This window comes from Mesorhizobium sp. M0904 (assembly GCF_040319475.1).
GTDB lineage: Bacteria > Pseudomonadota > Alphaproteobacteria > Rhizobiales > Rhizobiaceae > Mesorhizobium.
Genome location: NZ_JAMYOC010000024.1, coordinates 77,562 through 97,958 on the forward strand (window position 1 = coordinate 77,562; position 20,397 = coordinate 97,958).

The 20,397-nt window shown below is 62.2% G+C and carries 23 protein-coding genes; 14 read left to right on the plus strand and 9 right to left on the minus strand.

The annotated features are described in order from the left end of the window. The first annotated feature begins 180 nt into the window (after positions 1–180). The 4 genes from NKH80_RS23760 to NKH80_RS23775 all read left to right on the plus strand — a co-directional run bounded on the left by NKH80_RS23760 (position 181) and on the right by NKH80_RS23775 (position 3,600). Positions 181–1,152: an SDR family oxidoreductase gene (locus NKH80_RS23760; RefSeq protein ID WP_352993887.1), complete on the plus strand. Its 972-nt coding sequence runs from the start codon at positions 181–183 to the stop codon at positions 1,150–1,152. A gap of 4 nt (positions 1,153–1,156) precedes the next feature. Beyond that, a complete protein-coding gene (locus NKH80_RS23765) occupies positions 1,157–2,872 on the plus strand; it encodes an HAD family hydrolase (RefSeq protein WP_352686262.1) in 1,716 nt (571 codons plus the stop codon). A 107-nt stretch (positions 2,873–2,979) separates the two neighbouring features. Continuing rightward, positions 2,980–3,132 carry a peptide ABC transporter permease gene (locus NKH80_RS23770; protein WP_254815765.1) on the plus strand — a complete coding sequence of 51 codons (153 nt, stop codon included), beginning with the start codon at positions 2,980–2,982 and terminating at the stop codon, positions 3,130–3,132. A gap of 24 nt (positions 3,133–3,156) precedes the next feature. After that, on the plus strand, positions 3,157–3,600 hold the full coding sequence (locus tag NKH80_RS23775; protein WP_352507051.1) for a PPC domain-containing DNA-binding protein: 444 nt from the start codon (positions 3,157–3,159) through the stop codon (positions 3,598–3,600). Positions 3,601–3,610: 10 nt separating this feature from the next. Here NKH80_RS23775 and NKH80_RS23780 read toward each other — a convergent pair whose 3' ends face one another. Beyond that, a complete protein-coding gene (locus NKH80_RS23780; protein ID WP_352507052.1) occupies positions 3,611–4,873 on the minus strand; it encodes a DUF763 domain-containing protein in 1,263 nt (420 codons plus the stop codon). A 103-nt stretch (positions 4,874–4,976) separates the two neighbouring features. Beyond that, positions 4,977–5,681, minus strand: a complete 705-nt coding sequence (locus NKH80_RS23785) for an MgtC/SapB family protein (protein WP_352476927.1) — start codon at positions 5,679–5,681, stop codon at positions 4,977–4,979. Positions 5,682–5,906: 225 nt separating this feature from the next. Here NKH80_RS23785 and NKH80_RS23790 point away from each other — a divergent pair, with 225 nt between their 5' ends. Continuing rightward, positions 5,907–6,074 carry a hypothetical protein gene (locus tag NKH80_RS23790; protein ID WP_352507053.1) on the plus strand — a complete coding sequence of 56 codons (168 nt, stop codon included), beginning with the start codon at positions 5,907–5,909 and terminating at the stop codon, positions 6,072–6,074. Between the two features lie 30 nt (positions 6,075–6,104). Next, on the plus strand, positions 6,105–7,103 hold the full coding sequence (locus tag NKH80_RS23795; RefSeq protein WP_352507054.1) for an ATP-dependent DNA ligase: 999 nt from the start codon (positions 6,105–6,107) through the stop codon (positions 7,101–7,103). A 135-nt stretch (positions 7,104–7,238) separates the two neighbouring features. Here NKH80_RS23795 and NKH80_RS23800 read toward each other — a convergent pair whose 3' ends face one another. Together NKH80_RS23800 and NKH80_RS23805 are read right to left on the minus strand one after the other, a co-directional pair. Next, entirely contained in the window at positions 7,239–7,766 is a 528-nt protein-coding gene (locus tag NKH80_RS23800) for a YciE/YciF ferroxidase family protein (protein WP_254815759.1), read from the minus strand. Between the two features lie 166 nt (positions 7,767–7,932). Next, entirely contained in the window at positions 7,933–8,682 is a 750-nt protein-coding gene (locus NKH80_RS23805) for a Crp/Fnr family transcriptional regulator (protein ID WP_502896173.1), read from the minus strand. Between the two features lie 498 nt (positions 8,683–9,180). Between NKH80_RS23805 and NKH80_RS23810 the strand changes: the two genes are divergently transcribed. Next, positions 9,181–9,378, plus strand: coding sequence for a hypothetical protein (locus tag NKH80_RS23810; RefSeq protein WP_254815757.1), 198 nt, complete (start codon positions 9,181–9,183; stop codon positions 9,376–9,378). 291 nt (positions 9,379–9,669) lie between these two features. Here the strand turns inward: NKH80_RS23810 and NKH80_RS23815 are convergent, their stop codons facing one another. Further along, positions 9,670–9,834, minus strand: coding sequence for a DUF3309 family protein (locus tag NKH80_RS23815; protein WP_023677107.1), 165 nt, complete (start codon positions 9,832–9,834; stop codon positions 9,670–9,672). Positions 9,835–10,143: 309 nt separating this feature from the next. Here NKH80_RS23815 and NKH80_RS23820 point away from each other — a divergent pair, with 309 nt between their 5' ends. After that, entirely contained in the window at positions 10,144–10,455 is a 312-nt protein-coding gene (locus NKH80_RS23820) for a hypothetical protein (protein WP_352507056.1), read from the plus strand. 74 nt (positions 10,456–10,529) lie between these two features. On the opposite strand, the gene NKH80_RS23825 is transcribed toward NKH80_RS23820, so the two are convergent. Further along, positions 10,530–10,754: a hypothetical protein gene (locus tag NKH80_RS23825; protein ID WP_352701085.1), complete on the minus strand. Its 225-nt coding sequence runs from the start codon at positions 10,752–10,754 to the stop codon at positions 10,530–10,532. Positions 10,755–10,997: 243 nt separating this feature from the next. Between NKH80_RS23825 and NKH80_RS23830 the strand changes: the two genes are divergently transcribed. Beyond that, positions 10,998–11,552, plus strand: coding sequence for a DUF4142 domain-containing protein (locus NKH80_RS23830; RefSeq protein ID WP_352820321.1), 555 nt, complete (start codon positions 10,998–11,000; stop codon positions 11,550–11,552). Between the two features lie 233 nt (positions 11,553–11,785). Next, positions 11,786–12,028: a polymerase gene (locus tag NKH80_RS23835; protein ID WP_254815753.1), complete on the plus strand. Its 243-nt coding sequence runs from the start codon at positions 11,786–11,788 to the stop codon at positions 12,026–12,028. A 117-nt stretch (positions 12,029–12,145) separates the two neighbouring features. Here NKH80_RS23835 and NKH80_RS23840 read toward each other — a convergent pair whose 3' ends face one another. Continuing rightward, a complete protein-coding gene (locus tag NKH80_RS23840; protein WP_352820322.1) occupies positions 12,146–12,934 on the minus strand; it encodes a DUF1236 domain-containing protein in 789 nt (262 codons plus the stop codon). A 202-nt stretch (positions 12,935–13,136) separates the two neighbouring features. On the opposite strand from NKH80_RS23840, the gene NKH80_RS23845 reads away from it, so the two are divergent. The 4 genes from NKH80_RS23845 (at position 13,137) to NKH80_RS23860 (ending at position 16,426) form a co-directional block, all read left to right on the plus strand. Next, on the plus strand, positions 13,137–13,436 hold the full coding sequence (locus tag NKH80_RS23845; protein WP_352473090.1) for a DUF1236 domain-containing protein: 300 nt from the start codon (positions 13,137–13,139) through the stop codon (positions 13,434–13,436). Positions 13,437–13,742: 306 nt separating this feature from the next. Continuing rightward, entirely contained in the window at positions 13,743–14,591 is an 849-nt protein-coding gene (locus NKH80_RS23850; RefSeq protein WP_352736901.1) for a MetQ/NlpA family lipoprotein, read from the plus strand. A gap of 100 nt (positions 14,592–14,691) precedes the next feature. Continuing rightward, the gene (locus tag NKH80_RS23855; RefSeq protein WP_352820324.1) at positions 14,692–15,789 is read left to right on the plus strand and encodes a methionine ABC transporter ATP-binding protein; all 1,098 of its coding nucleotides are present in this window, start codon (positions 14,692–14,694) and stop codon (positions 15,787–15,789) included. Next, a complete protein-coding gene (locus tag NKH80_RS23860; RefSeq protein WP_352993893.1) occupies positions 15,770–16,426 on the plus strand; it encodes a methionine ABC transporter permease in 657 nt (218 codons plus the stop codon). Before NKH80_RS23855 ends, NKH80_RS23860 begins: the two co-directional genes overlap by 20 nt. Positions 16,427–16,463: 37 nt before the next feature. Here the strand turns inward: NKH80_RS23860 and NKH80_RS23865 are convergent, their stop codons facing one another. Together NKH80_RS23865 and NKH80_RS23870 are read right to left on the minus strand one after the other, a co-directional pair. Continuing rightward, the gene (locus NKH80_RS23865; protein WP_352820328.1) at positions 16,464–18,206 is read right to left on the minus strand and encodes a hydantoinase B/oxoprolinase family protein; all 1,743 of its coding nucleotides are present in this window, start codon (positions 18,204–18,206) and stop codon (positions 16,464–16,466) included. Between the two features lies 1 nt (position 18,207). After that, positions 18,208–20,292 (minus strand): hydantoinase/oxoprolinase family protein, encoded by a 2,085-nt coding sequence (locus NKH80_RS23870; RefSeq protein ID WP_352993896.1) that lies wholly within the window; start codon positions 20,290–20,292, stop codon positions 18,208–18,210. Positions 20,293–20,397 lie beyond the last annotated feature (105 nt).

The window sequence follows — 20,397 nt, forward strand, 5'->3', positions numbered from 1 at the left end:
GCCGAACAAATGCGCCGCTGAGGACGCCGCAATCTCCTGGGCATTTTCAACGGGTTCATACTGCAGCGGGTTGCCGTGGCTCAGACTTCGCACGATCCGCTCCGGACTGAAGGAATGACGCCATGGCATAAACCTTTTCGCCGGACATGCGTTGTTGGGTTTCAAGCCAGGGAGATGACCATGCAGATGAAATCGGAAATCGCCGGCGAGGCCGCCAAGCAGCGGCATATCCAGCGCCGTATCGACGAGAAGGACAAGTCCAAATCCAATGGCAAGCAAAAAGGCGCCATGCAGGCCGGTGCCCGCAAATATCCCGAGCCGCCCTTCCCCGAGCAGCACCAGCCGAAGCCGGGGCATGAATGGGCGATCGAGCCGGCGCCGCTTTATGATGCGCCATTTTATATCGGATCGAAAAAGCTCGACGGCAAAGTGGCCGTCATTACCGGCGGCGATTCAGGCATCGGCCGTGCGGTGGCCGTGCTCTATGCGCGTGAAGGCGCCGATGTGGCGATCGTCTATCTCTCGGAGGACAGGGACGCCGAAGAGACCAAAAGGGCCGTCGAAGCCGAAGGCCGGCGCTGCATCCTGATCAAGGCCGATGTCAGCGAACGCGACCACTGCCACAACGCGGTGGCTGAGGTCGTGCAGGAGTTTGGGCGCATCGACGTGCTGGTCAACAACGCCGCTTTCCAGATCCACTCCAGCGATTTCAGCGAGCTGACCGAGGAGCATTTCGACACGACGCTGAAGACCAACCTCTACGGCTATTTCCACATGGCGCAGGAGGCGGTACCGCACATGAAGCCCGGTTCGGCAATCATCAATACCGGCTCAGTGACCGGCATCGAGGGCTCGAAGCAACTGGTCGACTACTCCATGACCAAGGGCGGCATTCATGCCTTCACCCGCGCGCTCTCGGGCAACCTTGTCGACAAGGGCATAAGGGTCAACGCCGTGGCGCCAGGCCCCATTTGGACGCCGCTCAACCCCTCGGACAAGGAAGCCGGCGATGTTTCGAAATTTGGCGCCGATACGCCGATGAAACGGCCGGCCCAGCCGGAGGAGATCGCGCCGGCCTACGTGTTCCTCGCCTCGCCGCACTGCTCGAGCTATATCACCGGCGAGATATTGCCGATCGTGGGCGGCTATTGACGGCATGTATTTCATTGCCCTGGCCACTGACTATGACGGCACGCTGGCGCATGAGGGGATCGTTGCCGAGAAGACGCTTGCGGCGCTTGAACGCTTCAAGAAGAGCGGCCGCAAACTCATTCTCGTCACCGGGCGCGAGCTGCCCGACCTCAAACGCGTCTTTCCCGAAGTCGCGATCTTCGACAAGGTCGTCGCCGAAAACGGGGCGCTGATCTACACGCCGGCCAGCGAGGAGGAGCGGACGATATCTCCGCCGCCCGCCCCCGAGCTCATCGCCAAACTCAGGAAACGCGGTGTCAAACCGCTTTCGGTCGGACGCTCGATCGTAGCAACCTGGGAACCGCATCAGGCTACCGCGCTCGAGGTCATCAAGAAATTGGGGCTGGAGCTGGAAATCATCTTCAACAAGGGCGCGGTGATGATCCTGCCCAGCGGCATCAACAAGGCGACCGGCCTGACAGCCGCGCTTCAGGACCTCAGATTGTCGCCGCACAACGTCGTCGGCGTCGGCGACGCCGAAAACGACCACGCCTTCCTGCGCGCCTGCGGCTTCAGCGTCGCCGTCGACAACGCACTGCCGGCAGTCAAGGAAACGGCGGATCTCGTGACACGCGGCGCGCGCGGAAAGGGCGTCGAGGAACTGATCGCCAAGGTGGTGGAGCGCGATCGCGAGCTTGTGCCGAGCCGCGACGGCATTGTGCTTGGCTCGGAGGACGGCAAGGAGGTGTATCTGTCGCCAACCGATACGGTGCTGATCGCCGGGAGCTCCGGCATCGGCAAATCGACCCTGGCGACCGCACTGACGGAGCGCTTCGTCGAGAGAAAGTTCCAGTTCTGCATCTTCGATCCGGAAGGCGACTACGATGGCCTCGAAGGCGCAGTCCGGCTGGGCGACGGCTCGAACGCGCCGACGAAAACGCAATTGCTCGATCTCCTGGAGAAGCCTGACAACAATCTTGTCGTGAATGGCCTGGCGCTGCGCGTCAACGAGCGGCCGGACTTCTTTGCCGACCTGCTGCCGGGCCTCGGCAGTCTTCGTTTCCGTACGGCACGACCGCACTGGCTGATCATCGACGAGGCGCATCACCTCCTGCCGAAGCGGCGCGACGATACTCCAATGGTGCTGGCGATGGAATTGCCGGGCACGATCCTGATCACGGTTCATCCGGACGCGATCTCAACCGAGGCATTGCGGCTGGTCACCGCCGTCATCGCACTCGGCCCCAAGGCGAAAAAGGTCATCAAGACGTTCTGCCGCGAGACCGGCACCGAACCGCCAAAGGACAAGGATCTGAGCTCTCCAAAAGACCAGCGCGTGCTGTTCTGGCGGCCGCAGGCGCACAAGAAACCCGCCATGGTCGAGCCAATCGAGCCGAGGCAGTCGCTCAAGCGCCACAGCCGCAAATATGCCGAGGGCCAGCTCGACGAGAAGGGCAGCTTCTATTTCCGCGGTCCCGACAATGCAATGAATCTCCGCGCCCATAATCTGATGATTTTCGCCCAGATCGCCGAGGGCATCGACGACAGGACCTGGGAACATCATCTGCGCGCCGGCGACTATTCCGAATGGTTTCGCCACCAGATCAGGGACAAGGAACTGGCGCGCGAGACCGCGGAGGCGGAGAAAGACGGCACACTTTCGGCGCAGGAGAGCCGCAACCACATCCTGGACGCAGTGCGCCGCCGCTATACCGCGCCCGCCACCGCGCCAAAGGAATAGATGCAAACGGCGCCCAGCCGTGGAACCTCATCCGCCAAACGAAATTGTGTTCTATCGGGCGCCAGATCCAATCAATGCCGAATAATTGCCCCGGAAAGAGACGATGGATGAGCAGCGACCCGGACAAGAATGGTCCTGTCTTTTCGGCGGAGCAGGCGCGGCAGGGCGAGATCATCCTGCGGACGCGGGCGCGCCGGATCATTTTCATCGCCGGCCTGGTGGGTCTCGTCTTTCTGGCATTGCTGGTGTGGTGGGTTTGAATTCCTGACGGCTGGAGCGAAATCATGAAATCACAACTTGTTGCCGAAAGCGCCGGGCAGAGAACGTTTGTGGTTGTGCTTGATCCCGGCGAAGAGGCGTTTGCGCAGCTGACGTCGTTTGCGGTCGAGCGTGGCGTCGGCGGCGCGTCGCTGACTGCGCTCGGCGCTTTCGAAAGGGCAACCGTCGGCTGGTTCGACCCTGGAGAAAGAACCTACCGGAAGATCCCCGTTCGAGAACAGTGTGAAGTGCTGAGCGCGATCGGCGATGTTGCCATCGGCGACGACGGCAGGCCCAGCCTGCACGTCCACGCAGTCCTTGGATTGAGTGACGGCACCACGAGGGGTGGTCATCTGCTGGACGGAATCGTGCGGCCGACGCTCGAGGTCACATTGGTGGAGACGCCTGGCCATCTGCGCCGCAGGCATCATCCCGAACTCGGCGTCGCCCTGATCGACCTGGAGCCTTGATCCGAGCCGATCACTTCGTTGATTTGACTGCGGCCGTTTCGGGTACACCCTCCCAACCGAAGGCGCTGCGGCCGCCGAGCAGATGCGATTGCTCGAACTCCCCGGCGACGATTTCCTTCAGGCTTGGGCCGGTGACATAGCGCTCGACCTGCCGCGACTGGTCGTCCAGCCGCCGCAAGGCGCCGATCTCTTCGTCACGGCCGAGCCTGGCCTTGTGGACAGCCGACTTCAGCACGCCGATCGTCTCGTCATAGACTTTCAGCGGCACAGGGAACGGGTGCCTGTCCTTGCCGCCATGCGCCAGCGAGAAGCGTCCTGGATCGGAAAAACGGCACGGCGCGCCATGCACGACTTCGGCGACCAACGCCAGCGCCCGCACCGTGCGCGCGCCGACATTGGGCACGAGGAGAAGCTCGGCGAAATCCGTCGGACCGCGCTCAGCCGCCGCGGCGATATTGCCGTGCAGGCGGCGCATGACGACATCACTTTCGCGCACATCGTGGTGCGCCGGCATGACCAGATGCGGCAGCAGCTTTTGTGCCGGGTCCGGCGCTGGCGCCGAACCCCGCTCCAAAGCGGCAAGTTCCCTCACGATGCGATCCGGTCCAAGGTCGTGCAGAAGGTCCAGTTGTCCCTGGCGCGACGCTTCGGCGCGGCGGTCGGTCAGGTTGACGATCTCGCCCTGATTGGCGCCCTCGATGGCAGCATGCGGCTGGTCGACAAAGCTCTTCAGGCCCTCGGACAGCCAGTGATAGCGGCGCGCCACCTTGCTGTCGCCGTTCATGCCTTGCTGCACCACCACCCACTTGCCGTCGTCGGTGACGATAAAGCCGTGCAGATAGAGATCGAAACCGTCCTGGACCGCGGCGCTGTCCACCTTGGCGACAAGCCGGCTGGCAGTCGCGAGGCCTTGCCCGTCGAGACCGACACGCTCGCCGATCAGGGCGAGCTCATGCGGGGTCTTGCGCGAATGCGCGCCGCGGCCGCCGCAAACGTGGATGCCGAGTTCGCCGGAAAGCGGCGACAGACCGCGCTTCAACGCTCCGACGACGCTGGTGGTGATGCCGGAGGAATGCCAGTCCATCCCCATCACGGCGCCAAAAGACTGGAACCAGAACGGATGCGCCAGCCGGCGCAGCAATTCATCGCGGCCGTAATGGTGGATGATCGCCTCGCACATGACCGCGCCAAGCCGCGTCATGCGGTCGCCAAGCCATTTCGGTACGCGCCCGCCGTGAAGTGGGAGATCAGCACTTCCCGATCGCTGTGCCACGGTCTTTTGCTTGCTCCTTGAGTCCTGCCTCGACAGATAGGTATCGAAAGGGGTGTGGAGAAGCTATGGCCTGATTCAGGCCGCGATCGTTGCAAGCCGCCAGCTACCGGGCAGGTTCGCTGAGGAGATCAAACTTCTGGATCTCGCAATGCTCGCCCACCGATTCCAGCAGATCTATTGGCGGTGCGCCAGTGTCCGGCCGCCTCCAACTGATCTCGAACGAGAAAACAGGGTCTTTGATATCCGGGCGCCTCTCTATCGCGACGAGGCGTGCCCGGTAACCAAGCGGCCCGATCATCGTATCGAGTTCCTGTCGGGCTGCGGCCTTCCAGGTCACTGCCAACTGGGCGTGGTGTTCGCGCGAAATTCGAAGATCCACCCATTTCAGGACGAGCAAGGTGGCCAGCGTCAGTGCCGTGCCGGCCGCGCCCAAGCCGTATTGGCCACCACCGAAAGCCAATCCGATCGCCGTCATCACCCACAATGTGGCCGCCGTGGTGACGCCGCTGACAAGACTGCCACGGCGAAGAATGGCGCCACCGCCGATAAAGCCGACCCCGGTCAGCACGCCCAGCGGAAAGCGCAAGACGTCCATCGATGCAAACGAATCCGGGTGCTTGCCAACGGTTCCCAGCAGAATGCTGGCCTGGACCATTGCGATGGCAGCCGCCAACCCTACCAGCACGGTGGTGCGTAGCCCCGCCGCGTGCCCGCGCGCCTCCCGGTTGAGGCCTATCAACAGGCCGGCGAGTGCGGTCAGAAGCAGTCGTGCCGCGATGTCCTGCCAAACCGGAACAACGAGGAGCATCGCGGTCACCCGTCGGGCCAGGCGCTGCTGGCCAGGAATAGCGCCATGGTCAAAGCGAACAAGGGCAAGAGCGTCTTCATCGCAAATTCTTTTTGTCGATAAGCAACAAACGATGCGCCTGGATTTTGGTTGCGCCGCCGACGATTCACCCGGCGATGGGCAGCGGCGGAACAAAACCTTCGGCCTGCGGGTTGGTGGGTTCACGCCAACGAAGGATTTGCAGTCATGGTCCGCTTGCTGCTTGCTGGAGCCGTCGCTTATCTGGCCTATCGCATCACCAAGGAGATCGGTGGGTCTGGCGAGGTCGATCCGCTGTCGCCTTCAGCCGACCAAGCCGGCCGCAAGGCGCCGAGGCAGCAAAGCGGGGCACAGAGGAATGGCCGACGGCGGTAGCGAATGCCGTAGCGGCGGCGCGGGCCAGCCATGACCGCATTTCCGTTGCCGCTCGACCTTCGTCCGATGGAAGCCAAAGCCGCCGATGCAATTCCTGGCGACGACGGGCTTTGGCAATACGAGCCGAAATGGGACGGGTTTCGCTGCCTCGTGTTCAAGGGCGACGATGCCGTCGATCTGCGTGCAAAATCGGGCAAGCCGCTCGGCCGCTATTTTCCCGAGCTCGTCGGGGTGCTGCGCGATGTGCGCTCGCGACGGTTTGTTGCCGACGGCGAGATCGTCATCGAGGTCGACGGATCGTCCTCGTTCGAGGCCCTGCAAATGCGCCTTCATCCCGCCGAAAGCAGGATCCGCAAGTTGAGCCTTGAGACGCCCGCCAGGCTGGTCCTGTTCGATATGCTGGCCGAACCCGGCGGCAGGATCATCATCGAAGAGCCTCTCACCACCAGGAGGCAGGCGATTGAGGCCTTTGTCGCGACGGCGGCACGGCCCGAACTGCACCTGTCCAAATATACGCACGACGCCGCCACCGCCGAGCGCTGGCTGCAGGGCGCCGGCCACGGCTCCACCGACGGTGTTGTTACAAAACTGATAGCCGGGCCATACCGGCCCGGCGAGCGCGCCATGGTCAAGGTCAAGCGACTGCGCACTGCGGATTGCGTGGTCGGCGGCTTTCGCTATCTCGCCGGCAGCAACGAAGTCGGATCCCTGCTGCTTGGCCTCTACAATAACGAAGGCAGGCTGGACCATGTCGGGTTCACCTCGACCATCGGCAAGGACGACAGGGCAGCATTGACCAGACGGCTGGAAAAACTGCGGGCCAAACCGGGTTTCACCGGCAAGGCGCCGGGCGGACCAAGCCGCTGGAGCACGGAGCGGAGCGGACAATGGGAACCGATAAAGCCTGAACTGGTGGTCGAGGTTCGGTTCGACCATGTGACAGGGGACCGGTTCCGGCACGGGACAAAGCTGTTGCGCTGGCGGCCGGACAAGGAGCCCCGGCAATGCACGTTCGAGCAGATCGAGTAAGTCCGCTCCGAGGCACCGCTTCAAGGCTCTAGCTGCCCGCTCTATCGTTCATGACGGACCAATGCAAAATTCACCGGTTCGCCGCGGCCAACCGAGCCTTGGCAACATTTCCGAGGCTCGGTTGCGGTTTTGAAATCAAGCGGCTTCTTGCATTGCGCGTTCGTTGACACCGCTTTCGCCGAGCTTGGAAAGCGCTTCGTCGGTCGCGACCTCTTCCTTGAGAGTTGCCCTGAGCAGCTCGACAACGTCGCTCTTGCCAAGTTCTTCCGCCCACGCGATCAAAGTGCCGTAGCGAGCGATCTCGTAATGTTCGACAGCTTGCGCCGCACCGACAAGCCCGGCGTCGAGCGCGGGAGCACCATTATACTCCTCGAGCATTTCCGAGCCCTCTTCGATGATGCCGTCAATCGCCGGACAGGTTTTGCCGCGGGCCGGCTTGCCGAATTTCTCGAACACCTCCTCGAGGCGGTCGACATGTCCTTCGGTTTCCATGCGGTGTTTCTCGAAAGCGGCGGTCACTTCTTCCGACTCCGCGCCCTTGGCCATTTTGGGCAGCGCTTTCAGTATCTTCTTCTCGGCGTAGTAGAGGTCTTTGAGCCCGTCGAGGAACAGATCCTCAAGGCCCTTGCTTGCCGCCTTCGCGGCCTTTTTCGTGGTCGCCATGATCCTCTCCCGAATGGTTGGTGCCGCCTCGCAAAGTGGAGGCGTCCGATAACCCTCCGACGGGAAACAAGTTCCCTGAAGCGACGGGAGCTTTGAAAATTTTTCCGACCCGCGTGTGGTGTCGCAAGGGCTCGACCTGCGGCAGCAATCGGCCAGGAAAGCGCCGTCAGCGCTCGCCGATATGCTCGAACAGGCGGGTGTATTCGGCCTCGGCCAAGCCGTAGCCGCCATCTGCCAGTGCGACGAGACCATCGCGGTCGCGGATGATAATTTCGCCGCGGCGGGACCGGATGAGCCCTCGCCCCTCAAGCAGCTGCAGCGCGACCGTGACACCCGGGCGCCTTACGCCAAGCATGATCGACAGGAATTCGTGAGTGATCGTCAGCCGGCCGCCGTCCACCCGATCGTCACACATGAGCAGCCAGCGCGCCAGCCGGTCTTCAAGTTTCGATCGCGCGTTGACCAGCGCGGTAAAGCCAGTCTGTACATGCAGATATTGCACGTAGCGCAGCAAGAACAGCCGCAGCGTCGGGCTTTGTGTCAGCGCCGCTTTGAACGGCTCGGCGTCGATCTTGGCGGCTTCTCCCGCCAGCTGCACATAGCAATCATGGACCGTACGGTCGTCGCCCATTATCAGGGCCGAGCCGGTCATACCTTCCAAGCCGACAAGGCCAACTTCCGCATCGCTGCCGTTCGGCATTTTCGCAACCACGGAACCGATACCCTCCTCGAGGAAATAGATGGCCTCGATCGGCGATCCGGACACTTCGAGCGATTGCCGTAACTCCAGCGAACAGCGCTCGATGTGCGGCTCGAGAGATGCGAAATCGCCGGCGCTCATTCGGCGCAACAGCTTGTTTTTGTATGGATTTCTATTGGAATATGGATTCTTATTGGAAGTTGCTGGATCAGACATAGCTGGGCCCAAAACAGGGCAAGAGCTTTTTTATCTCCCAGCCGTCCGCGCCCGGTATAACCTGCGAACGATAGCGCTTATATAAGCACTGAAAGGTATGGAGCCTACTAAATAAAAAAATGAATCGATGCACGGCAGTTCTCCTGCCGCTTGCCTACGAAAACATCCGACTGAAAGTTAGAGTCGGAAACGTACCAAAGACGGTTTGGTACGAAAACGACAATTGAGATCGCCGGGCGCAAAAGAGCCCGTCGCGAGGGATGCAACGGGCTCCATTCGGGCGTCGTGGGCTACGCCCAGTGATCCAAATGAGGGTGGGTTGGATCGCAGCAACAATGCAGGTGCGAGACAGTCGTTCCCAAACTGTCTGCTTGGTAATTTCTGTACATTGAGTTTGGACGAGAGCGGCGCTAATTGAATTGGAGTCGTCCACACAGGCATGGCGAGTGGACGCTAGAAAGACGCTTCGCGCTTTCGCCCTTTTCAAGGGAGGATGGCATGTCGATGCAAGGTGCAGCAACTCCAGCCGAACTGAGCGTGCTGAGAAAAGCGCTCGACGACTGCTGCCGCGAGTTGGGTGTTGCGGACGACAGTCCTGTCCGCGAGCGGTTGGCAGCCCGTATCATGTCGCTGTTCAACGAGGGTGTGCTCAGCGCCGATCTGAAAGAAGCGCTGGCCGCCGATCGCCAACACTAAGCTGCTGCTATGGTGGCGTCCTCGGCGCCGAAAGGTTCGGCACCGAGTCGCCCTTTCTGGCCAGGGCCCCGGTTTGCCAAGGATACTTGGAATCTTGTCTTTTCACGACAAAACGCCCGGCGCTTATTACCAGGCGGCAGGCGTTTTTGTCGCGAGCGTGACACTAACGCGTGTCGCGCTTGACCGGCCTCATGCGATGCACTTTAGGTTCCTGTTTTATGCATGTCGTTATCACAAAACCGCTGCACACCCTCGGGTCAAGCCCGGGGGCATGCTTTTGCGCGACATGCCTCAAATGCGCCCAAGCAGGACCAGGATAATGACGATAAGCAGCACCAGGCCGAGGCCGCCACCACCGTAATAGCCGGTGCCATAGAACGGTCCGCCGCCCAAGCCGCTGAAGCCGCCAAGCAAGGCAAGGACCAAGATGATGATGAGAATGGTTCCAAGGCCCATGATGTCTGCTCTCCTTGTTTGCGCTGCCGCCATTCGCATCAGCGCGTCGCATTGTACAAAGGTATGAACTCGCAAGGAGCATTCCTGTTCCGGCGGGACGGTAAGGCGTACACTCATGCGGCAAGCAAAATGCCGGGCCGTGCCGTCAGAAAAGTCCACAGATGCATGCCTGCAGAGAATGGCATGGCGGCCGCCTTGAACACCTGAGAACATGCTGAAATTCATGGGGAATTTGTCGGAACCTTCGCCCGCCCGAACGGTTGTTTTCTTAGTCGCAACGCGACGACCCTCGTAAAAAGGAGAAGCATCATGTTCACGAAAATTCTCGCAGCTTCCGCGCTTACGATCGGTCTGGCCACGTCAGCGATGGCCCAGAACGTCGGCGATCCCTCCGGAGACGCTACCGACGGCAGCGGGCGGACGATCGTGGTCCCGGATAATGGCGGCCCTGACAGCGGCACGGATTCGACCATCACCAACAGCATTCGCGATTTCTCAACGACGAATTCGAATGCCGACCGGAATTGCCCGCCAGGCCCGCAGGGGGCTCTGCCCGATGCGACCGGCAAGGCTCCTGGCACGATGGCCCCGACGCTGAACGACAACCACTGCGGCAAGTAAGCGCCCGGTGATCACAGCACCAGGCCGCGGAGCATAGGCTCCGCGGCCTGTTGGTTTTTGCCGCAAATTAGCGCCTAACGGCCGCGGTGGTCAAAACTGACCGCGATCTCCCGACCGTCCAACGCGCGAACGATGAAGCCAACCAGCTCCTCGTCGGTTTGCCGGAACCAGGGAAAGCGTCTGCGCAAATCGGCTATGACGACGGTGGTCGAGAGAATATCGCCGGAATGGTAGTCGGCCATGACGGTATGAATGGCTTTGTCGGTATCCATACCAAGCGGCGACTTGATCTGCCCCACGGAAGCCTCCACCCATCTCTCCCGGCCAACGATAGCAAGACCGCGGCAAAGCGAAAGAGCTTGTACGATTGCGTACGATCTCGCCGCGTGCGTTGCAATTTGCGGGACGCAGCCGGCGTCCTTTGTTTTGCGTTTCCAAACTATTGTCTGGCGTCGCGGCGGCTCTGGCGCCACGACCAGGCAACCTCGCTGCAGCTTCCGCGTTGAGCCATCGAGGGATGACATCAGCCTCGGAGAGCTCCCATGAAAACACTTCTATCCATCACTGCGGCAGCGATGATGGCCGGCGCGCCTTTGGTTGCTTTTGCCCAATCGGCGACGCTGACGCCTCTAACGACCGACACCATGAGCAAGGTTGACACCGCGACGTTCGTCAAGACCGTGCCCATCGCCAATACATTCGAAATCGAATCGAGCCGACTTGCGCAGACGCAGGCGACTGCCGACGACGTGAAGGCATTCGCGGCGCAAATGGTCACGGACCACACCAAGGCCGGCGAGGACTTCAAGGCGGCGCTCAGCAAGGGTCAGACGACTTCGGCCACCGCGCCGGCCGGCCCGTCGCTGGACACCAAGCACCAGGCGCTGCTCGACCAACTCAAGGAGGCCAGCGGGGACAGCTTCCAATCGAAATATATCGACATGCAGACCCAGGCGCATAAGGAAGCGGTGGCGCTGTTTTCCGCTTACGCGAATTCCGGCGACGATCCGGCGATGAAGGAATTTGCCAAAAAGACGCTGCCGGTGCTGCAAATGCACGAACGTCACGTGAAGGATCTCGCTGCCGCGCATCAATGAGGGCGACGACCGCCAGCGGTTTCGCCAACGGAGACGCCGGGCTTGAAGGGAGCGGCTGTCGTCGGCCCCGGGAACAAAGTACCGAGAGTGCCGTTATTCACTTGGCCTATTCCCGGGAGGATCCAATGGGAGGCGGCATTCGCGAGGCGCCGAGGGCAGTAGAGCTGGGTTTCGGCGCCGTTCCGATTGCCGCTGTCACAGGCTGAATCGATTTCCGGCCGGGACAGGTTACCATGCGCTACGGCGAGATATTTGCAAACGCAACGGCGCTCTTGTTGCTGGCGCTGATGGTTGGCGGCATCTTCATCTTGTTTGGAGAACCGCTGTGGCCGCGGCACTACGCGAGAATGGTGCTGGTCCCGAATATTGATGCCATGGCCACCGCGTCATTCCGAACAAGGTGCGCTCCAAGTCCATGCCTGCCCGACACCATCGATCAGACCATGCTGGCTCCTCGCCCCGAGGACGGACCGTGATCTGCGATTTGCAGACGCTGCAACGCTGTGGAGCGGGATGCGGTAAGGCCCGCCGCGCAAGTCGCGCCGCGGGCTTACCGGTGCAATCAAACGGTCTTGCAAACCGTCCGGCTACAACTAGGTCAGGATAAGCACGATCTTGTAGGTATTCGGATCGACGATGACGATCCGGCCATCGGCCAGCACGAAATATTCATAGGATTCGTAAGCCGGAACGATCTTGACGATGCGCGCCGGCAGACGATGCAGCCGGACCTTCTTTCGCGGAACCTCGACGCCGACAGAGATGTCGAAATCGACATTGGAAACCGGTTGGACATTCGTTTCCTTGATGACCTGGGTAATTTCTGTCTTCTGTTCAACGGTCACATTGCTGATGGAAGCGGTCGAACTCTGGTCCTGCGTCTGCGTAGAGGCGTTGCCCTGAGTCTGCTCGTTGGTCGTGGTCCCAGTCTTGCTCTGAGCCTGCTCCTCGGTCTTCATTTTCGTGTTGCCTTGGGCCTGCTCGGTAGTGGTGGTTCCGGTTTTGCCCTGGGCCTGCTCGTCGGTTTTCATTTTGGTGTTGCCCGTGGCCTGCTGGTCAGTCGTGGCGCCAGCCTTGCCCTGAGCTTGCTCGTCGGTCTTCATTTTCGGCTTGCCCTGAGCCTGCTGGTCAGTCGTAGCGCCAGCCTTGCCCTGGGCTTGCTCGTCGGTCTTCAGCTTTTTGTTGCCCTGCGCCTGTTGTTCAGTCGTAGCGCCGGCCTTGCCCTGGGCCTGCTCGCCCATCTTTGCGCCATTTGGACAGTTGGCAGTGCCGGCTGCGCAATTGGCGCCGGACTGGTCGTCGGTCGACTGCTGCGTCTGGGCAAGTGCCGCTCCGCAGCTGACGCTGATTGCTAGCATGCTGGTAATCAGAACGCCTTTCATGAGAGATCTCCTTGGAAAATGCGTCCCTTCACCGCGTAAAACTGCGGCTAAAAAACTTTGTTCCAAATTAACCGAGCGAAACGGCAAGCGATCCGAGCGGCGGAACAAGCTTTGCCCGGTGACGTTACCGACCTAGCGACCCCGCTGCGAACGGCATGACGCGGCGCAGCGCAGAGGTGGCTCACGACGAAAGGAGACGATCATGAGAATGCATCTTTCCGCGGCTGCGGCTGGGTTCTTGCTGCTTGCGGGTGTTGGCGCCGCTGCGGCCCAGGACGTGGTCATCGAACCGCAGCAGGAGACGATCGTACGCGAGTATGTGAAAAAGCAGCCTCTGGCGTCCGTCCAGCTTCCCGGCGTGGAGCTCAATGTCGGCTCGACACTGCCCGACACCGTCGAGCTTCATGAGGTTCCCGACGTCAAATACCGCTACGTCGTCGTCGACAATCGGACCGTCCTGGTCGATCCTGGCACGCGCAGGATCGTGAAGGTCATCGAGTGAACAAGCGCGTCGCTTTGAAGGGACATGCGGCGCGTCCAGCATTGTCGACATCCCAGACTGCTGCCCTTGTTGGGCATTCCGACGCAGAAAGGCCCGCCGTTCCGACGCACGGCGGGCCACATAGCGAGTCCCACGCCAGGCGGCAGGGTCCTGTGCTCGCCAGGCCAGAAACTTTGAGAGAATATTCCCGGCTCCTCATCTGGTGTGAAATACTGTTCTTTGATCTGGCGATCAGCATTTCCGATGATGCCCGCAAGGCTTCGCATTCCGCCTGGCCGCAACGATTGCAAACCGATGAGATTGACCATGCCTGGGAACACCAACACTTTGCTTCAATTCTTCTCGGCAACTATAAGCCGGCGCGCCGGCTTCGCTGTACTTCTTGCATCAGCGGTTGCGATTGTCAGCCTTGCTGCGCCGTCGTTCGCCGAGGACAAGACGGCGGTCAAGGTCGGCATCATGAGCGGCGAGGACGAGGACGTCTGGCGCGTCGTCACCGCCCAGGCGGCGGAGAGGGGCCTGACGATCGAGACCGTGGTGTTCAACGACTATACCCAGCCGAATGAAGCGCTCGAGCGTGGCGAAATCGACGCCAACGCCTTCCAGCACAAGCCCTATCTCGACAACCAGATCAAGACGCAGGGCTATCACATCGTCCCGGTCGGCTATACCGGGGTCTGGCCGATCGGCCTTTATTCCAAGAAGTACGCGAATATTGCCGACCTGCCCGAAGGCGCGGTCATTGGCGTGCCGAACGACCCGTCCAATGAGGGCCGCGCACTGCGCGTCCTGCAGAGCGAACATCTGATCAAGCTCAGGGAGGGCACCGGCATTCTGGCGACGACCGCCGACATCGCCGAAAACCCGAAGCACTTGGTCATCAAGGAGCTGGACGCAGGCATCGTCGGGCGCTCGGTGGAAGACCTCGACGGGGCCGTAGTCAACACGGATTGGGCGCTTAAAAGCGGCCTCACACCGGAGAACCGCATCGCCCAGGAGGCGGTGGCCGACAATCCCTATCGCAATTTCATCGCGGTCAAGGCCGGCAATGAAAACCAGCCCTGGGTAAAGACATTGGTCGCCTCCTATCAGAACGAAAAGGTGAAGGCCGAATTCGACCGGGTCTACAAGGGAACCGGCATCAGCGCCTATTGATGCCGAGCTCGACTGGGCGCTGAAGCCCGGCATGATAAAGCGGTCCGCGCTTCAACGCGGACCGCGATCGCGTTTGCGGGACACCAATACAGGAACTTTTATGAACCAGCATTTCGCCTCGGTCACCGAAGTCACGCATCCCGTCGGCGGCCGCTCCGCGGGACCGAACGACGTCGTGCGCCTCATCGAGCTGAAGCGCCGTTTCGGCGCGACAGCGGCGCTGGACGGCGTGTCGCTCAGCGTGCGCCAGGGCGAGATCCTCGGCATCATTGGCCGTAGCGGCGCCGGTAAGTCGACGCTGATACGCTGCCTGAACGGCCTGGAGCGGCCGGATTCAGGACAGGTCTTCATCGAAGGCCGCGACATCAGCCGGCTCGGCGAGCGCGAATTGCAGCCGCTGCGCCGGCGCATCGGCATGATCTTCCAGCATTTCAACCTGCTGTCCGCCAAGACGGTCGAAGACAATGTAGCGCTGCCGCTCAAGATCGAAGGCCGGCCCAGGGCCGAACGCCTGGCGCGCGCCGCCGAGCTGCTCGAGCTTGTCGGCCTGTCGGAGAAGGCGAAAGCCTATCCGGCGTCTCTGTCGGGCGGGCAGAAGCAGCGCGTCGGCATTGCCCGGGCGCTTGCGGCGCGCCCGGTGCTGCTGCTGTCGGACGAAGCGACCTCGGCGTTGGACCCGGAGACGACGCGCTCCATCCTTGCCTTGCTCAGAGACATCAACCGGCAGCTCGGCCTGACCATCCTGCTGATCACGCACGAGATGGAGGTGATCCGTTCGATCGCCGATCGTGTCGCGGTGATCGACGCTGGGCGGATCGTCGAGCAAGGCCCGGTCTGGTCGATTTTTGCGGACCCCAAGTCGGCGATCACGCAGAGCCTGCTCGGCGGCATCCGGCCGCAATTGCCGGCGGAGATCGCAAGCCGGCTAACGCAGAACGCCGGTGTGGAGGCGATCCTCAGGATCGACGTGGCCGGTGAGGCCGCGCGAAGCCCGCTTTTGTCCGATCTTGCCTCGGCAGTTCCCGGCTCGTTCCGCCTCGTGCATGGCGGCATCGATCACGTCCAGCAGCAGCCTGTCGGGACACTGTTCGTTGCGGTCGCCGGCAGCAATGAAGCTCACCTAGCAGAGGTGATCGCGTTCTTGAAAGCCCGCCAAGCGCGGGTGGAGGTGCTTGGCCATGTCGCCGGTTCTGTTTGAGCTTCTCGTCCGTTCGATCTGGGAAACGATCCTGATGACGGCCGCCTCCGGCCTCATCTCGCTGGTTTTCGGGCTCCCGCTTGGCCTGGCGCTGATCGCCACCGACCGCGGCGGCATCGCCGAAAACCTGTGGGTGAACCGCGCGCTTGGCGCTGTCGTCAACGGCTTCCGCTCTGTGCCTTTCATCATCCTGCTGGTTGCGCTGATCCCGGTGACGCGGCTGATCGTCGGCACCTCGATCGGCACCTGGGCAGCGATCGTTCCGCTGTCGATCGCGGCGACGCCCTACTATGCCCGGATCGCCGAAGTGTCGCTGCGTAAGGTCGACCACGGGCTGATCGAACCGGCGCGCGCCATGGGCGGCAACCGCTGGACGATCATTCGCGAGGTGCTGGTGCCGGAAGCGCTGCCCGGCATCGTCGCCGGCTTCACGGTGACGCTGGTGACACTGATCGGCGCCTCGGCGATGGCCGGCGCCATCGGCGCTGGCGGGCTCGGCGACCTCGCCATCCGCTACGGTTACCAGCGCTTCGAAACGTCAGTCATGATCGCCGTGGTCATCGTCCTGATCGTCCTGGTCTGCGGCATCCAGTGGGCCGGCGACCGGCTGGTCGCGAGGCTGGATCACCGCAACTGATCGTTGGCCGCAAATGAGGGAATCCGAGGCCGCGCCGTCATCCGGCGCGCCTCTTTTCCGTGGCCGCCCGGTCGATCCCCAATCCATCCGCCGAGAGAGCGACCCCGAACTTTTCGGCGGCTTCTGCGGGCGTGTAATAGCCCAGCGCGACATCCCTCGCCACCAGATCGGCGTCCCGCTGCAAGGGATCACCATAGCCGCCGCCGCCCGGCGTGCCGACGCGCACGCGGTCGCCGGCTTTCAACGCGATGTCCTGCTCCTTGGACAGGTGCGGCGGCACATGTTCCTTGCCGTCGTGGAACACGGTCACCGTGTTGACCGCGCCGCCCTTGCCGCCGAGCGCGCCTTGCGGGCCGAAGCGGCCGTGGTCCATGACGAAAGAGGCACGTGCATCGCCGCGCAGGATTTCCACCTCATAGGCAAGCCCAAAACCGCCGCGATGCTTGCCGGCGCCACCGGAGCCTTCGCGCAGCGCATAGTGGCGGTAGAGCACCGGAAAGGCCTGCTCCATGATTTCGACCGGCGGCGACTTGGAGATGCCTATGGTCGAGCAGCCATTGGTCAGTCCGTCGTGATCGGCGTTGCCGCCATAGCCGCCGCCGGAAATCTGGTACATGACGTAGTCGCGGCCGCGCGCCGGGTCGTTGCCGCCGAGTGCGAAATTGCCGCTGGAGCCGGCCGGAGCCGCCGTCACCCTGTCCGGCAGAGCCTGCACCATCGCCGCGAACACCGCCTCGGCGATGCGCTGCGAAACCTCGGCTGCGCAGCCCGATACAGGGCGCGGATATTTGGCGTCGAGGAAGGTGCCTTCCGGCCGCTTGACGATTAGCGGTTCGAAAGCGCCGGCGCTGATCGGCACATCCGGGAAAATATGGCGCATGGCGAGATAGACCGAGGACAAGGTCGTCGCCAGAACGCTGTTCATCGGCCCGGCGCAGGGTTTTGATGAGCCCGAGAAGTCGAAGCTGAGCGTGTCGCCTTTTTTCTCGACTGCCAGCGCGATGATCAGCGGCTCGTTTACCACGCCGTCTGAATCGACGAAGGCCTGCGAACGATAGATTCCGTCGGGAATGGCCGATATGTTGACGCGCATCTGTTCAGCAGCGCGGCGCCGCAATTCGGCGATCGCTTCGACAACCGTTTCATCTCCGTAACGATCCAGGATTCCGTTGAGCCTGTCCTGGCCGATCAGCAGTGCCGCCGCCTGCGCGCGAATATCGCCAATGCGCTGGTCGGCGACACGGATGTTGGAAGAGATGATGGCGTAGATCTCCGGGTCGAGCACGCCCTTCTTGAACAGTTTCACCGGCGGCAACCGCAAGCCTTCCTGCTCGACCGCCGTTGCCGAGGCGGAGAAGCCGCCCGGCACCGAACCGCCAATGTCGGGCCAATGGCCGGTGTTCGACAGCCAGCAGAAGATCTTCCCGTCCCGGTAGACCGGCATGGCGAAGCGCACATCCATCAGATGGGTGCCGCCGAGATAAGGATCGTTGACGATGTAGATATCGCCCGGCTCGGGCGGCAGGCAGCGGCCGTCGGCGATCATCTCGATCACCGTTTTGGTCGAATACTGCATAACGCCGACGAACACCGGCAGGCCCTGGCTGCCTTGCGCGATCAGCGAACCATCGAGCGCCGAATAGATGCCATCCGAACGGTCATTGGCCTCGGCGATAACAGGCGAGAACGCGGCGCGCGAAAACGTCAGGTCCATTTCGTCGCAGACCTGCTGCAGGGCCGCCTGGAGGACCGAAAGCGTAATAGTGTCAAGCTGCGCCATCTCAGGCCTCGCCGATATCGATGATGATGTTGCCGTCGGCATCCGACCGCGCCCGGTCGCCGGGCTCGAGCACTGTGGTGGCGTCCATCTGTTCGAGGATCGCCGGCCCCATGATGACTGCGTCGAGCGGCAGCTTTTCCCTGCTGTAGACCGGCGTATCGTACCAGCGCCCGCCATACCAGACCGGCCGGATTTCGCGCCGCGCCTCTTCGAGCGTTTTGGCGCGCCCAGCCGGGTCGATCAGCCGGGACAGATCGATCGTCGGCCGCACGCCGGTGACCGACGTGTTGAGGTTGACCAGATTGGCGCGGATTTCCGGTAGCTCGACCTTGAAGCGGGCGAAATAGGCACTCTCGAACAGTTGCTGCAGTACCTGACGTGTCACGGCAGACGACGGCAGCGGCACGTTGATGATATGCGTCTGGCCGACGAACTGCATGTCGGCGGAATGCGTGACGCGGATTGCTTCCGGCTTCGCCGCTTCCTTGCCGATCAGCTCCTCGCCTTCGTTTCGGTGCCGTTCCAATATCTCGTGGAGTTGGGTTTCATCGAGACCGGCCACCGGCTGGTTGACCGTGTTGACGAAATCATGGCGCAGATCGGCGACGACGCAGCCGAGAGCATTGGTGATGCCCGGCCGCGCCGGCACCAGCACTTTCGGCAGGCCTAGTTCGCGCGCCAATGCCGTCGCATGCAGCGGACCGGCGCCGCCGAAGGCGAACAGCGCGAAATCGCGCGGGTCGTGGCCGCGCGACACCGAGACCATGCGGATGGCGCCGGCCATCTTCACGTTGCCGAGCCGCAGCACCGCACCCGCCGCCTCGACGCCGGACAAGCCTGTGGCGCGGCCGATCCTGTCCTCGAATATGCCGGTGACCCGTTCGACGGTGACCGGGTTTTCCACCGCGAGCAGCTTCTTCGGCGCCAGCCTGCCGAGCACCAGATTGGCGTCGGTGATGGTCGGCTCCAAGCCGCCGCGTCCGTAGCAGATTGGCCCGGGATTGGCGCCGGCGCTTTCCGGGCCGATTTGGATCAGGCCGGCCGCATCGACGCGGGCGATCGAGCCGCCGCCGGCGCCGACCGTATGCACCGCCACCATCGGCACGTGGATCGGCATCGCATATTCGATCTCGATCTCGTTCGACACTGCCGGCTCGGCGTTGCGGATCAGCGCCACGTCGGTCGAGGTGCCGCCCATGTCGTAGGTGACCAGGTTTTCGAAGCCGGCGCGCTTGCCGGTATAGGCGGCAGCAATGACGCCGGAAGCGGGGCCGGACATGACGGTCTTGGCCGACTCACGTGTGACAAAGCGGGCCGAGATCATGCCGCCATTGCCGTTCATGATCAGGAAGTCGCGGGCGTAGCCTTTTGACGCCAGCTCCTTGCGCAGCCGCTCGACATAGCGTTCGAGGATCGGTTGCACCGAAGCGTTGACCGAAGCGGTCACGCCGCGCTCGAATTCGCGCGCTTCCGAAAGCAGGGCGTGGCCTGTCGTGATGTAGCCGTTCGGCCAAAGCTCGGCCGCTATCTCGGCGGCGCGTCGCTCATGCGCCGGGTTGGCGTAGGAATGCAGGAAATGGATGACCAGGGATTCGCAGCCGGCTGCGATCAGTTGTGAAACCGCTGTCCGCATCTCGGCCTCGTCGAGCGGGATGCGCACCGCGCCTGAGGCCTCGACCCGCTCCGACACTTCGAGCCGCAGATTGCGCGGAACGATCGGGACGAAGGTGCCCGTCATTCCATAGGCCTGCGGCCGTGTCCGCCGGCCAAGCTCGATGACGTCGCGAAAGCCGCGCGTGGTGATCATGCCGGTCTTGGCCAGCCGGCGCTCCAGGACCGCGTTGGTGGTCGTCGTCGTGCCGTGCACAATGAGGTCGATGCCGTCGACCGGAAATCCGGTGGCGCCAAGTGCCGAAACGACGCCGAACGCCTGGTTGTCGACTGTCGTCGGGGTCTTGGCGATGTGGACCCGGCCACCGTCACGGCCGTCGATCAGAAGGAGGTCGGTAAAAGTTCCGCCGACATCGATGCCGGCGACGACGCTGCCAGTCGAATCCAGCGCTTGCGCCGAAAAATTCTGTCCCATTGTCGAAACCCGAAATGCCCGAACTGCCTACATGCCTTAGTTTGGAAAGCTGTTTTACGGCGGCGTCTTGACGCAAATATCGTTTGTATACTAATAAATTCCGGA

Bases quoted from the DNA above. Each gene is read 5' to 3' on its own strand.
- NKH80_RS23760 (WP_352993887.1), top strand. From the start codon at position 181: ATGCAGATGAAATCGGAAATCGCCGGCGAGGCCGCCAAGCAGCGGCAT.
- NKH80_RS23765 (WP_352686262.1), top strand. From the start codon at position 1,157: ATGTATTTCATTGCCCTGGCCACTGACTATGACGGCACGCTGGCGCAT.
- NKH80_RS23860 (WP_352993893.1), top strand. From the start codon at position 15,770: ATGTCGCCGGTTCTGTTTGAGCTTCTCGTCCGTTCGATCTGGGAAACG.
- NKH80_RS23865 (WP_352820328.1), bottom strand. From the start codon at position 18,206: ATGGCGCAGCTTGACACTATTACGCTTTCGGTCCTCCAGGCGGCCCTG.
- NKH80_RS23855 (WP_352820324.1), top strand. From the start codon at position 14,692: ATGAACCAGCATTTCGCCTCGGTCACCGAAGTCACGCATCCCGTCGGC.
- NKH80_RS23800 (WP_254815759.1), bottom strand. From the start codon at position 7,766: ATGGCGACCACGAAAAAGGCCGCGAAGGCGGCAAGCAAGGGCCTTGAG.
- NKH80_RS23795 (WP_352507054.1), top strand. From the start codon at position 6,105: ATGACCGCATTTCCGTTGCCGCTCGACCTTCGTCCGATGGAAGCCAAA.
- NKH80_RS23835 (WP_254815753.1), top strand. From the start codon at position 11,786: ATGCGCTACGGCGAGATATTTGCAAACGCAACGGCGCTCTTGTTGCTG.
- NKH80_RS23840 (WP_352820322.1), bottom strand. From the start codon at position 12,934: ATGAAAGGCGTTCTGATTACCAGCATGCTAGCAATCAGCGTCAGCTGC.
- NKH80_RS23815 (WP_023677107.1), bottom strand. From the start codon at position 9,834: ATGGGCCTTGGAACCATTCTCATCATCATCTTGGTCCTTGCCTTGCTT.
- NKH80_RS23790 (WP_352507053.1), top strand. From the start codon at position 5,907: ATGGTCCGCTTGCTGCTTGCTGGAGCCGTCGCTTATCTGGCCTATCGC.
- NKH80_RS23850 (WP_352736901.1), top strand. From the start codon at position 13,743: ATGCCTGGGAACACCAACACTTTGCTTCAATTCTTCTCGGCAACTATA.
- NKH80_RS23785 (WP_352476927.1), bottom strand. From the start codon at position 5,681: ATGCTCCTCGTTGTTCCGGTTTGGCAGGACATCGCGGCACGACTGCTT.
- NKH80_RS23775 (WP_352507051.1), top strand. From the start codon at position 3,157: ATGAAATCACAACTTGTTGCCGAAAGCGCCGGGCAGAGAACGTTTGTG.
- NKH80_RS23830 (WP_352820321.1), top strand. From the start codon at position 10,998: ATGAAAACACTTCTATCCATCACTGCGGCAGCGATGATGGCCGGCGCG.
- NKH80_RS23770 (WP_254815765.1), top strand. From the start codon at position 2,980: ATGAGCAGCGACCCGGACAAGAATGGTCCTGTCTTTTCGGCGGAGCAG.
- NKH80_RS23845 (WP_352473090.1), top strand. From the start codon at position 13,137: ATGAGAATGCATCTTTCCGCGGCTGCGGCTGGGTTCTTGCTGCTTGCG.
- NKH80_RS23810 (WP_254815757.1), top strand. From the start codon at position 9,181: ATGTCGATGCAAGGTGCAGCAACTCCAGCCGAACTGAGCGTGCTGAGA.
- NKH80_RS23870 (WP_352993896.1), bottom strand. From the start codon at position 20,292: ATGGGACAGAATTTTTCGGCGCAAGCGCTGGATTCGACTGGCAGCGTC.
- NKH80_RS23820 (WP_352507056.1), top strand. From the start codon at position 10,144: ATGTTCACGAAAATTCTCGCAGCTTCCGCGCTTACGATCGGTCTGGCC.
- NKH80_RS23805 (WP_502896173.1), bottom strand. From the start codon at position 8,682: ATGTCTGATCCAGCAACTTCCAATAAGAATCCATATTCCAATAGAAAT.